Annotated in this window: 11 protein-coding genes; 5 read left to right on the top strand and 6 right to left on the bottom strand. The window is 60.4% G+C overall.

Annotated features, from left to right (window positions below; translation table 11 throughout):
• The 4 genes from AC6GQJ_RS14050 to AC6GQJ_RS14035 all read left to right on the top strand — a co-directional run bounded on the left by AC6GQJ_RS14050 (window position 1) and on the right by AC6GQJ_RS14035 (window position 3,854).
• Window positions 1–1,098 (top strand): ABC transporter permease, encoded by a 1,098-nt coding sequence (locus AC6GQJ_RS14050; RefSeq protein WP_500769307.1) that lies wholly within the window; start codon window positions 1–3, stop codon window positions 1,096–1,098.
• Entirely contained in the window at window positions 1,095–2,069 is a 975-nt protein-coding gene (locus tag AC6GQJ_RS14045; RefSeq protein ID WP_500769305.1) for an ABC transporter permease, read from the top strand. Before AC6GQJ_RS14050 ends, AC6GQJ_RS14045 begins: the two co-directional genes overlap by 4 nt.
• A 118-nt stretch (window positions 2,070–2,187) precedes the next feature.
• A complete protein-coding gene (locus AC6GQJ_RS14040; protein ID WP_500769303.1) occupies window positions 2,188–3,102 on the top strand; it encodes a sulfite exporter TauE/SafE family protein in 915 nt (304 codons plus the stop codon).
• Complete coding sequence (locus AC6GQJ_RS14035) at window positions 3,102–3,854, top strand: TIGR02186 family protein (protein ID WP_500769301.1); 753 nt, start codon at window positions 3,102–3,104, stop codon at window positions 3,852–3,854. Before AC6GQJ_RS14040 ends, AC6GQJ_RS14035 begins: the two co-directional genes overlap by 1 nt.
• 102 nt (window positions 3,855–3,956) lie before the next feature.
• On the opposite strand, the gene AC6GQJ_RS14030 is transcribed toward AC6GQJ_RS14035, so the two are convergent.
• From AC6GQJ_RS14030 to AC6GQJ_RS14005, 6 genes are all read right to left on the bottom strand, one after another.
• Window positions 3,957–5,489: an ATP-dependent DNA helicase gene (locus AC6GQJ_RS14030; protein ID WP_500769299.1), complete on the bottom strand. Its 1,533-nt coding sequence runs from the start codon at window positions 5,487–5,489 to the stop codon at window positions 3,957–3,959.
• A gap of 103 nt (window positions 5,490–5,592) precedes the next feature.
• Window positions 5,593–6,228, bottom strand: coding sequence for an acyl-homoserine-lactone synthase (locus AC6GQJ_RS14025; protein ID WP_500769297.1), 636 nt, complete (start codon window positions 6,226–6,228; stop codon window positions 5,593–5,595).
• A gap of 113 nt (window positions 6,229–6,341) precedes the next feature.
• Window positions 6,342–7,061, bottom strand: a complete 720-nt coding sequence (locus tag AC6GQJ_RS14020; protein WP_500769294.1) for a helix-turn-helix transcriptional regulator — start codon at window positions 7,059–7,061, stop codon at window positions 6,342–6,344.
• A complete protein-coding gene (locus tag AC6GQJ_RS14015) occupies window positions 7,009–7,215 on the bottom strand; it encodes a hypothetical protein (RefSeq protein ID WP_500769292.1) in 207 nt (68 codons plus the stop codon). Before AC6GQJ_RS14015 ends, AC6GQJ_RS14020 begins: the two co-directional genes overlap by 53 nt.
• Window positions 7,216–7,430: 215 nt before the next feature.
• A complete protein-coding gene (gene ccrA / locus AC6GQJ_RS14010; RefSeq protein ID WP_500769290.1) occupies window positions 7,431–8,711 on the bottom strand; it encodes a crotonyl-CoA carboxylase/reductase in 1,281 nt (426 codons plus the stop codon).
• 211 nt (window positions 8,712–8,922) lie between these two features.
• Window positions 8,923–10,284 carry a 1-acyl-sn-glycerol-3-phosphate acyltransferase gene (locus AC6GQJ_RS14005; RefSeq protein WP_500769288.1) on the bottom strand — a complete coding sequence of 454 codons (1,362 nt, stop codon included), beginning with the start codon at window positions 10,282–10,284 and terminating at the stop codon, window positions 8,923–8,925.
• Between the two features lie 186 nt (window positions 10,285–10,470).
• On the opposite strand from AC6GQJ_RS14005, the gene AC6GQJ_RS14000 reads away from it, so the two are divergent.
• Window positions 10,471–12,432, top strand: a complete 1,962-nt coding sequence (locus AC6GQJ_RS14000; protein WP_500769286.1) for a methylmalonyl-CoA mutase family protein — start codon at window positions 10,471–10,473, stop codon at window positions 12,430–12,432.
• Window positions 12,433–12,522 lie beyond the last annotated feature (90 nt).

Below are 12,522 nucleotides of genomic sequence, written 5' to 3'. Positions count from 1 at the left end.
ATGGATGTAATGCCCAGATGGGCAGAGGTGGTTCTGGTCCCGCTGATCTCGCTTCTGCTTGCCGCGATCCTGTCGGCGCTTGTCATCCTTGCCATCGGAGAAGACCCCGTCGCCGCCGTCAAATTGATGGTGACGGGCGCGCTCGGCTCCACCTATGGCTGGGGCTATACGCTCTACTACGCGACGAATTTCATGTTCACCGGTCTGGCCGTGGCCGTGGCATTCCATGCGGGCCTGTTCAACATCGGTGGCGAAGGTCAGGCGATGCTGGGCGGTTTGGGCGTGGCCCTTGTGTGCCTGTTCATCCCGTGGCCGCACTGGACGCTGGCGGTGCTGGGCGCCGTTGTCGCCTCGGCCCTGTTCGGGGCTGCTTGGGCGGCGATCCCTGCCTATCTGCAAGCCAAACGCGGCAGCCACATCGTGATCACCACCATCATGTTCAACTTCATCGCAGCGGCGGTGCTGAACTATATGCTGGTCAACATCCTGCGCCCACCGCGCAGCATGGACCCTGCCACCGCGCGCTTTCCCGAGGCGGTGCACCTGCCATCGCTGCATGATCTGCTGGCCCCGCTGGGCATCTCCTTTTCCAAAGCGGCCCCTGCGAACGTTTCGCTGCTGATCGCGATGGCTGCTTGTGTGTTGGTCTGGCTGCTGATCTGGCGCACGCCTCTGGGGCTGGAAATCCGGTCTTATGGCAAATCGCACCGCGCCGCCGCCTATGCGGGGATCGGAGCGGTAAAAATCACGATGATCGCGATGCTGATCTCGGGCGGGCTGGCTGGTATGATGGCCATCAACAACGTCATGGGCGAGGCCGAGCGTCTGGTCCTGAACGCGGTCGAAGGCGCGGGTTTCATCGGGATCGCCGTGGCCCTGATGGGCCGGTCGCATCCTGTGGGCGTGTTCCTTGCCGCGATCCTGTTCGGGTTCCTCTATCAGGGCGGTGCCGAGCTTGCCCTATGGACGTCGATCCCGCGTGAGTTGATCGTGGTCATTCAGGCGCTGGTGATCCTGTTCACCGGCGCGCTCGACAATATGGTGCGGATGCCGTTGGAACGGATCTTTCTGGCGCTGCGACGGGGGGATGCATCATGAACTTCCTTGCTTTGTTCGACCTGACCGTTCTGGACACAACGGTGCGTCTGGCGACGCCCTTGTTGCTGGCCTGCCTTGCGGGGCTGTTTTCGGAACGCGGCGGGATTTTCGACATCGGCCTTGAGGGCAAGATGCTTGCAGCCGCGTTCTTTTCCGCAGCTCTTGCGTCGATTACCGGATCGGTGTGGATCGGCCTTGCCGCTGGAATCGGTGCCTCTTTGGTGCTGTCTGCGGTGCACGGCGTCGCCTCGATCACCTTTCGCGGCAACCAGCTGATTTCCGGCGTTGCGATCAACTTCCTTGCCGCAGGCATGACAGTGCTGATCGCGCAGGACTGGTTTGAACAGGGCGGACGCACGCCGTCGCTGCTCGCGGGCGGGCGGTTCGACCCGATCACCCTGCCCTTTGCCGATGCACTGGCAAGCGTGCCCGTCCTCGGCCCGATCTATGCCGAGCTGATCTCGGGCCACTCGATCCTTGTTTACGTCGCACTGCTGTGCGTGCCTGGCACTTGGTATGTCCTGTTCCGCACCCGTTTCGGCCTGCGCCTGCGCGCGGTGGGTGAAAACCCTGCGGCGGTGGACACGGCGGGTGTGTCGGTGGTTGGCCTGCGCTTTGCCGCTGTGGCGATCTGTGGCGTTCTGTGCGGCATCGCGGGGGCTTACCTCGCCACCGGTCTTCAGGCGGGCTTCGTCAAGGACATGACCGCAGGTCGCGGGTTTATCGCGCTGGCGGCACTGATCTTTGCCAAGTGGCGGCCATGGCACGCGCTGTGGGCAACGCTTCTGTTCGGCTATCTTCAGGCCATCGCCCTGCGTCCCGACATTATCGAAGGGGCCTTGGGCTTTAAGGTTCAGGTGCAGTTGCTGGACGCGCTGCCCTATATCCTGACGGTCGTCATCCTTGCCGGTTTCGTGGGCAAGGCCATTCCGCCCCGCGCAGGCGGCGAACCCTATGTGAAAGAGCGTTAGAGGCGCACCAAGATCGTGCTGCGCGGACCAAGGATCGCGCAGCACCCATTGTATTTGTTTGTGCTGCAAAGCAGCGTGACATCTTGATTTAACCCGTGCGGAGCGGCAAACAGAAACTATGCAAATTTACCTGCCCATCGCCGAGGTATCGGTTAACGCCTTTCTTCTTTTAGGGCTGGGCGGATTGGTGGGCATTCTTTCGGGCATGTTTGGCGTGGGCGGCGGGTTCCTAATGACGCCGCTGCTGTTCTTTATCGGCATTCCCCCCGCTGTGGCCGTCGCGACCGAAGCCAACCAGATCGTGGCCTCGTCCTTTTCCGGCGTACTGGCGCATCTCAAGCGAAAGACGGTGGACCTCAGGATGGGGTTTGTCCTGTTGATCGGCGGGTTGATCGGCGCGGCTCTGGGCGTGGTGCTGTTCAACTACCTCAAGGCGCTTGGTCAGGTCGATCTGCTGGTCAAGCTGTGTTATGTGCTGTTCCTTGGCATCATCGGCGGGCTGATGTTTGTGGAGTCGCTGAATGCGATCCGCAAAACTGCCCGCGGTGCCGTCCCTACCCGCAGAAAGCATAACTGGATTCACAAGCTGCCCTTCAAGATGCGGTTCCGTGTGTCCGGCCTTTATATCTCGGTCATTCCGCCCCTGATCGTCGGACTGGCAGTCGGTGTGCTGGCGGCGATCATGGGTGTCGGAGGTGGCTTTATCATGGTCCCCGCGATGATCTATCTGCTGGGGATGCCGACCAAGGTGGTGGTGGGAACATCCCTGTTCCAGATCATCTTTGTCACCGCGTTCACCACGATGCTGCACGCCACAACGAACTACACCGTGGATGTCGTGCTGGCGGTGCTGCTGCTGGTTGGCGGGGTGATCGGCGCGCAAATTGGCACCCGTATTGGCGTCAAGATGAAAGCCGAGCAGCTACGCATCCTGCTGGCGCTGATGGTGCTGGCCGTCTGTGGCAAGCTGGCCTTTGACCTGCTGGTGATGCCGAGCGAGCTGTATTCCATCGGCGCGGCGGGGGGCCACTGATGCGGTTCCTTCTTGCCCTGCTGTTGCTCGCCCTACCCGCCTCGGCCGAAACGGTCGTACTGGGGTTAAGCCAGAACGAAATCGCCATCACGACCAGCTTTGACGGTTCGGAAATCCTTGTCTTCGGTGCAGTCAAACGCGACACGCCTGTGCCCGAAGGGCCGGAGCTGGAGGTGATCGTCACGGTCGCTGGCCCTTCCGTGCCTGTCACCGTGCGCCGCAAGGACAAGCGCGTCGGCATCTGGGTGAACACCGAAGCGGTCGAGGTCGACCGCGCACCAAGTTTCTATGCAGTCGCCACCAGCGGCAAGCTCGGCGATGTGCTGCGCGATACCGAGGACTTGCGCTATCAGGTGTCCGTCCCGCGCGCGATCCGATCTGTCGGGGCGCCCATGTCGATCGAGGATTCCAGCCGCTTTACCGAGGCGCTGATCCGCATCCGGTCAAACTCCAACCTGTATCAGCTGCAGGAAAACCACGTGGTGGTGGACGAACAAACCCTGTTTCGCGGGCGCATCGAACTGCCCGCCGCGCTGACCGAAGGGGCCTATGTGACGCGCATCTTCCTGACCCGCGACGGCCATGTAATTTCGAATTACGAGACCACCATCGACGTGCGCAAGGTCGGCTTGGAACGGTGGCTGTTTACCCTGAGCCGCGAGCAGCCGTTTCTATACGGTTTGATGTCGCTGGCCATTGCCATCATGGCGGGCTGGGGCGCGTCTGCCGCGTTCTCCCTGTTGCGTAACTAGGGACTTTTGCGCGGACAGGACCGAGGGGCCAGCCCCTCGGACTCCCCGGGATTTTTTGGAACAGAGAAGTTGGACGGCGGGGCGTTTTGCCAGCGGTCTTGGCTAGATGTCTTCTGAGGGGGCGTCGAGGGTCAGGGGGGCGGCGGGGGTGCTGCGCAGATCCTCAACGGTCAGGGGGCCGGTCGGTTTGGCCAGACGGTTGCGTGTGACCCAGATCAGCCGCTCTTGCGCGCGGGTGATCGCCACGTAGGCGAGGCGCTTCCACAAGGGTTGGCCAGCCTCTGACCGGCCCATACGCGCCGCGCCGTAAAGGTCGGGGGCGAAGACTTGAACCGTGTCCCACTGGCTGCCTTGCGCCTTATGAATCGTCACCGCCGCGCCGTGCAGGAATGTGGCGCCCATGCGGGCGGCGAAGGGGATAAAAGGTTCTTCCTCGTCCGGTTTTTCGATCTTCACGATGGAGGCGGCAGAGACTTGCGGGTCTTCGGCGCCCATCACGTGCAAGCGCGAGAAACCCGGTTTGCGCCCCTCGCCAAGGTAGATGACCTGCGCACCTTTGATCAGCCCGCGCGCTTCGAGGTCGAGGCGTTTCTTGCGGTGTTTAAGGGGCAGTTCGAGGCCATCGCAAATCAGCGGCTCCCCTTCCAAGAGCGCGTCTTCGGGCGCGCCATGCACGCTGCGGAAGGCGTTGATCAGGCGAATGCGGGTGGCGTTGCGCCAGACCAGAACGGGGCTGCGCGCCATCAGGTCCACTTCGACCCTCTGACCCCATACCACACGGTCATCGCGGGCGGCGGCCTCTTCCACCATCTTTTCAAAACGGTAGAAATCGACCTCGGGGTCGGCCAGTGCGTGGGCGAGATCAAGGATCGGGTTGCCCTCCGCCTGACGGTGGATCCGGTTCAGGTGCAGCACGCGCGGGGCTGGCAGTTTTTCAAAGACCATTGTGCCGGACTGGTTGACCGGTGCCAACTGCGCGGGATCGCCGAACAACAGCAATGTGGGAAAGATTTCCTTAAGGTCATTGAACTGTTTGTCGTCCAGCATCGAGGATTCATCGACAAAACCGATGTCGAGCGGTTCCTCGCGCCGTTTCCAGCCGGTGATGAAATCCGACCCGCGCAAGCCCGCAGCGGCAAGCGCGCCGGGGATGGATTTGTTGCCCTGATAGAACGCATAGGCACGGTCCAGCGCCAGTTCCGTCAGCCCGTCGACTTCAGGGCGGTCGCCATTGCCCGCCAGCCATTCAGCGATGCGTTCGTATTCGGGATCATAGACCGGCGTGTAGAGAATGCGGTGGATCGTCGTCGCTGGCACCCCGCGAAAGCGCAAAACGCTGGCCGCCTTATTGGTGGGGGCAAGGATGGCGAGTGTGCGCTTGTCGCGCTTTTTGCGGGATTCGTAGTCGCCCGACACGATCTCGACCCCTGCCGCTTCGAGCGCTTTGTACAGTTCGGCGAGCAACAGCGTCTTGCCCGATCCGGCCTTACCCGTGATGGCCATCACCGATGTGGCCGAGGATTTCGGCGGCGTGAGGATGGTATCGTCAAGGTCGATGCCTGCGCTGCGCAACATGTCGGTTACGGCGTCAAAGGCGGTCGCTTGATCGTCGGAAAGGGCAAGGGATGTGATCATGGCGCGACCCTACAGTCGGGGCGCGCCACGGACCAGTGGGATCAGGCGTGCGGGGCCTGATCTATGCATGTTTGGACGGCAGAATGCTGCGTCACGATCCGGCTCAGGCGCTTTGTGCAAACTGGTGCGCGGGTTGACCGCCAAAGGCTTGGGCGAACCACTGGCGCGAACGGGCCATCGGGACGCCTGCGCGCTGCGCGACCTTTGCGGCTGCTGCGGGGTCGAAGTGCCAGAGGCCAACCTTGATCTGATCGCGCCCTTCGCCAGTGCACCCCAACACTTCGGGAGAGGAACCGATCATCCGGTAAATTCGCACCATGCGTGCATCAAACACACCGACAAAATGCGCGATGCCAAAGTTCTGCATGATCTCGCCCCCGCCCAGCATCAGCGCCGCCGCCACATGGCTGCCTGCACCACGGGTCAGGCAGAACCGCGTGCATTCCCAAATTTCGGGGCTGGAGATATCGCCCGAAGTCACGTGGCCGAAATGTTCGTTTACCATCGTGCGTCCCGTGGTTGGCAGGAACCGCATCGATCCGCCATGGCTGCCATCGGGTTCTTCCCAGATCACATAAAGCGGGTTCAGATCGTCATATTCGTCCCGCTCATATCCTTGGGCGTCGATACTGACATCCCAGCCAAGGCGCGTCTTGAACTGGTCGGCGCGGTCAAGAAACATGGTGCGGGCAAGTTTGGGGTGATCCTTCAGATCGCGGGCATAAAGATAACGCAGCATTCGGGTACTCCTTGTCAGACCTCGGCGGGTGTGACGAAAGTACTAGTGCTGCGTGCGTTAACGTCTGTTCATGGCCGCGACCGTCTGATGCGGCCTGCGCGCAACGGCCCTGCTTACACCACGATCAGACCGCGACTCAGGGCGCGGGCCACGGCATGGGTGGTGTTGATCGCCCCCAGTTTGAAGCGCGCGCTTTCGATATAGACGCGCAGTGTATGCTCGGAAATCGCCAGCGTGTCGGCCACCTGCGCACGGCTATAGCCCATGGCCAGCAGGGTCATCGCATCAATCTCGCGCGGGCTGAGCGATTGGGATTGTTCCGGTGTGCGGTCGGGTTCGAGGTCGAGCGCCTTTTGATTAAAGACGTGGGCGATCAGGATCAGGTCGCGCCGGTGTGTTTCGGTAAACGCCTCCCATGCGTCGTCGTCGCAGGTGTGGCTGACTGTGAACAAGGCGAACTGCCCGTTCGGCCCGCGGATCGGAACCGAGAACCCCTGATTGCCAACACCGTGTTCTATCGCCTCCGCCTGAAACTGGCGCGCATTCTTGCCCGACCAGTCCAGCCGCTTCCAGTCTACGGGGTGAAACCGCTGGAAACATCCGATGATGACCGGATCGACGCGCAGGTAATTCTGGTCAAGGTAACGTTGCCGCCATGTATCCGAATAGGTGCCACAGCCATATTGGTCGCCCGCCGAGTCGACCCAATGATAGACGACGTGACTGATGCGAAAGTGGTCGCGAAAGGCTTCGGTCGCCGCCTGAAGGGCGGCAAGGCCCTCAGCCTTTTCCAGCTCCTCCAAAATAGTTTCCGGCGTTCGCTTCGCCGCCATGGCGCTGAGCATTTGGGTCATCCTTCATCGCGGCGATCTCGGCCATCGCGACGATTGACGCATCATCCAACTGTTCTGCCAGTATGGGCATGTCATTGGCGCGGGCAAACGTCTTGAGGTCCGTTAGAACGTCCAGTATCCAGTCACTTCTCATGCTCAGACTCGCTTCTAAGTGGTTAACGATACATTAACACAACTATAGCATGTGCAACTTAGCCACGAAATTCACGTATTTCCCCTCCCCCAAAATGGTGAGGCGCGGATTTCTAACCTGTTGAAGAACAACAAACCGCGTCGAAACGGAAAACGCCCGCGAACCAATCAAGTGATTCGCGGGCGTTCTGAAATCATTCGTAGGCCGATGCGTCCCTATCGGCGGGCAGCGATTGCATCCTCAAGCGTGCGCAAACCGGTCTTGGGGGCCTGAACCAGCACGCTCATATTGCCGGGCTTGTGCGCATTGGCGAGCATCTTCATATGCGCCGCGCGCAAGTCGTCCCATGCGAATACTTCGGACATGCATGGATCAAGACGGCGTTCGACCATCAGATTGTTCGCGGCACTTGCCTGCTTCAGGTGGGCAAAGTGGCTGCCTTGCAAGCGCTTCTGGTGCATCCACATATAACGGACATCGAAGGTCAGGTTGTAGCCGGTCGTCCCCGCGCAGATCACGACCATGCCGCCCTTTTTGCACACAAAGGTCGATACAGGGAATGTCGCCTCGCCCGGGTGTTCAAAGACCATGTCGACATTGTTGCCTTTGCCGGTGATGTCCCAGATTGCCTTGCCGAACTTGCGGGCCTCTTTGAACCATGTATCATATTCGGGTGTGCCAACCGTGGGTAACTGCCCCCAGCAGTCAAAATCCTTGCGGTTGATGACCCCCTTGGCACCAAGGTCCATGACGAAATCGCGCTTGGTCTCATCCGAGATTACACCGATTGCATTCGCGCCCGCCGTGTTGATCAACTGGATCGCATAGGACCCCAAACCGCCCGACGCGCCCCACACCAGAACGTTCTGACCGGGTTTCAGGTCATGGGGTTCATGGCCGAACAACATCCGGTAGGCGGTTGCCAGCGTCAGGGTGTAGCACGCGCTTTCTTCCCATGTCAGGTGCTTGGGGCGTGGCATCAACTGTTGCGCCTGCACATTGGTGAACTGTGCAAACGATCCGTCGGGGGTTTCATAGCCCCAGATGCGCTGGCTGGGCGAATACATCGGATCGCCGCCGTTGCACTCTTCATCGTCGCCATCGTCCTGATTGCAGTGGATGACCACCTCGTCGCCCACTTTCCAGCGTTTCACCTTGTCGCCAACGGCCCACACGATGCCTGATGCGTCGGAACCGGCGATGTGGAACGGCTTGCCATGGCCGTCAAAGGGGCTGATCGGAGTCCCGAGCGAGGCCCAGACGCCGTTATAGTTCACACCCGCTGCCATCACGAGGACCAGCACCTCGTTACTGTCGAGCACCGGCACATCCACCACTTCCAACTGCATCGCAGTGTCAGGGTTGCCGTGACGTTCACGGCGGATAGCCCACGCATACATCTGTTTGGGAACGTACCCCATGGGTGGGATTTCCCCCATCTCATAGAGATCCTTTTCAGGTGCGTCGTAGGACGCAATGCCGGTGTCGAGTGCCATATATGCCTCCATCAGAATGTGCCGCAGCGCAGAATCGCCGCGTTCTTCCGTCTGAATATGAGGGCGCACGAAAGAAAACAATCCCCTGATGTGGATTTTTGTAATTTTATGACTTTGCTATTGCAGCATGATTGACGAACATTTGGCGGCGCACAGGCCAGCCCGCACAGGGATTCTGCGCGCCACATGCGTTGCCCGAGGGCCGTTTCAGTTATTCAGAGGGGTCTTCCGACGTTGCGTCATCATATCGGGTCATTGCGTTCGCATAGAACTGCAACAGCGGCCTGCCCGCCTCTTGCGGGGTCCAGCCGTCGGGGGTGTCGATAATCAGACCCCGCGCGGCCATCTGGCCCAGCACATGCGCCATCGCGGCACTCAGGTCCGATCCGTCCAGTGCCACCTTGTCAGCGCGGGCGCTGTGCAACTGGTCGGTAAGGGACTGCGTAGACACCGGCACGTCTGTCGACAGCAATGCCTGCGCCGCAATCGGTCCGGCCATTACCGGCATCTCGGTCCCGATCTCCTCCATCAAGCGACGGGCCAGAACGTCAAGCGCGGGCTTCTTGCCAAATTCACTGAGAGTCAGCGGCGCGCCAAAGACGACCGCTGCCTCGCCAAATGTCACCGTGCGCCCGCGCACACGCTGCCAGAACTTGCGCAGGATGAACCCCGCCACCACGGACATCTTGGCCGAAAAGCGCCGCGTGCCCGACACATGCGCCGCCGTCAGCACACGATCCTCCAGCACGCGGTCATAGGAAATCGCCACCGGAACAAAGGCCACGTCCCGTCCGCTGCGTTGATACGCCTCGACCACATAGGCAAGAAGTCCAAGCTTGGGCGGCGCAAGCCGACCATCCAGCGACAGACCGCCCTCGGGGAAAATCGCCTGCGTAACGCCCCCTTCGGTTGCCAGTTGCACATAGCGCGCCAGCACACGGCGATAGAGTTGCCCGCGGGATTTGCGCCGGATGAAATATGCCCCCATGGACTTGATCAACCGCGACAGCGGCCAGACCCGCGCCCATTCCCCCACCGCGTAGCTGAGCGCCGAGGCGCGCGCTGCCAGATAGGTCACCAACACGTAATCCATGTTGCTGCGGTGGTTCATCACAAAAACGACTGTGCTTTCGGCCGGAATTTGCGACAGGTGATCATCGTTCAGCGCGCCGGTCCGCACGTTATACAAAGAACAGGCCAGCCAACGCGCCGCCCGCGTGCCAAAGCCGAAATAGGCAAAGGCGGAAAAGCTTGGCACGATCTCGCGGGCATACCGACGGGCCTGCTGGAAAGCGACGTTTTCGGGCACGTCCTTTTTACGGGCATGTTCGACAATGGCCTCTGTCACCTCGGGGTCATAGATCAGCCGCTGGATCATGTCGTGACGGCGGGCCAGCTTGAACGGCTCAATCGGCACCGAAAGGCGCTTGTTCAAACGCTTGACCGCCCGTTCCAGCCTGCGCCTGAAGAACCACCGCACCGAGGGGAACAGGAAATGCGATGCGAACGTGATCGTCGCGAACAGCACGATCAGCGCAAAAAGCCAGAGAGGAAGTTCCACGGTGCTTGTCATTGCAACTGACACTCGCAAACGCGCGCCACGCGGTAAACGGTAAACTGCGCGTGCCCCGTATGGTCACGCCTGTCTGCGTCGCCAGTTAGGGGATGACGCTGCGCTGCGGCGAATTGACAAAGCCATAAAGTTACCTGTACATCGACTAAAACGTAACTTTATTACTATCGCCATCACGAGGGACCGATGACCCAAAAAGACCGCCCGTGGCTGATCCGCACCTATGCCGGACACTCGACCGCTTCGGCGTCGAATGCGCTGTATCGTGACAATCTGGCAAAGGGTCAGACCGGATTGTCCGTCGCCTTCGACCTGCCCACCCAGACCGGATATGACAGCGATCATGTCCTAGCCCGTGGCGAAGTGGGCAAGGTCGGCGTGCCCGTGTCCCACCTTGGCGATATGCGCGCGTTGTTTGCCGATATCCCGCTGGAACAGATGAACACCTCGATGACGATTAACGCCACGGCCCCTTGGTTGCTGTCGCTGTATATCGCAGTGGCCCAAGAACAAGGCGCTGACGTTTCGGCCCTGCAAGGCACGGTGCAGAATGACCTGATCAAGGAATATCTAAGTCGCGGCACCTATATCTGCCCGCCTGCGCCGAGCCTGAAAATGATCGCGGATGTGGCCGAATATTGCTATTCCCACATTCCGAAATGGAACCCGATGAACGTGTGTTCCTATCATTTGCAAGAGGCGGGCGCGACGCCGGAACAGGAACTGGCATTTGCCTTGGCCACCGCCACTGCGGTTCTGGACGCATTAAAACCCCGCATTGATCCAAAGGACTTTCCAGCCGTGGTGGGGCGCATTTCCTTCTTTGTGAATGCTGGCATCCGTTTCGTGACCGAGATGTGCAAAATGCGCGCTTTCGTCGATCTTTGGGACGAGATTTGCGAAACACGCTATGGCGTGACGGACCCGAAATACCGCCGCTTCCGCTATGGGGTGCAGGTCAATTCGCTGGGGCTGACGGAACAGCAGCCTGAAAACAACGTGTACCGCATTCTGATTGAAATGCTTGCTGTGACCCTGTCGAAAAAGGCGCGCGCCCGCGCTGTGCAATTGCCCGCGTGGAACGAAGCACTTGGCCTGCCCCGTCCATGGGACCAACAATGGTCGATGCGGATGCAGCAGATCATGGCCTTCGAAACCGACCTTTTGGAATTCGACGACCTCTTTGACGGCAATCCGGCGGTGGATGCAAAAGTCGCCGCGCTGAAAGAAAGCGCCCGTCACGAATTGGCGCAATTGGATGCCATGGGCGGTGCGATTACAGCCATCGACTATATGAAAGCGCAATTGGTCACGTCGAATGCAGACCGGCTGGCGCGGATCGAACGCGGTGAGACGATCGTGGTCGGGGTGAACAAATACGAAGCGGGCGAACCCTCGCCCCTGATGACCTCGGACGGCGGGATTATGGTTGTGGACCCCGCCGTTGAGCAGGACCAGATCGACCGTCTGAACTTGTGGCGGGCCGAGCGTGACGATGCCGAAGTAGCAGCAGCCCTTGCCGCCCTGAACCGCGCCGCCGCAGAGGGCGAGAATATCATGCCCGCCTCGATCGCCTGCGCCCGCGCAGGGGTAACCACCGGCGAATGGGCCGCGCAGATGCGCGCCGTGCATGGTGAATATCGTGGCCCCACAGGGGTTTCGCCTGCGCAGTCCAACGCGACCGAGGGGCTGGACGACTTGCGCGCGGCTGTCGATGTCGTTTCTGCTCGGCTGGGACGGCGCTTGAAGTTCCTCGTGGGCAAACCGGGCCTTGACGGGCACTCAAATGGCGCGGAACAGATTGCCGTGCGCGCCCGCGATTGCGGCATGGACATCGCTTATGAAGGCATTCGTCTCACGCCCGAAGAAATCGTGCGCGCCGCTCAAGATGAATCCGCTCATGTGGTGGGGCTGTCCATTCTTTCAGGCAGTCACATTCCACTGGTCGAAGAGGTGATGCGCCGCATGCACAGTGAAGGGCTAAGCGATATTCCGGTGATTGTAGGTGGCATTATCCCAGAGGACGACGCAACGCGGTTGCGCGCAATGGGGGTGGCACACGTCTATACGCCCAAGGATTTCGAATTGAACACGATAATGGCCGATATCGTGACCCTTGCCGACCCAAACGCAGTGGCCGCGCAATAAACCGACCAATAAACGTTGCGAATCCATTGATACAAAGATGCGCCAATTGCCCCGATCACAGAGCGATTGGCGTTCAGGCGTTTTAACTAT

It is taken from the genome of Tateyamaria sp. 7Alg 36 (genome assembly GCF_059882455.1).
The sequence above is the reverse complement of the archived record's forward strand: the minus strand, read 5'-3'. Positions and strand labels throughout refer to the sequence as shown.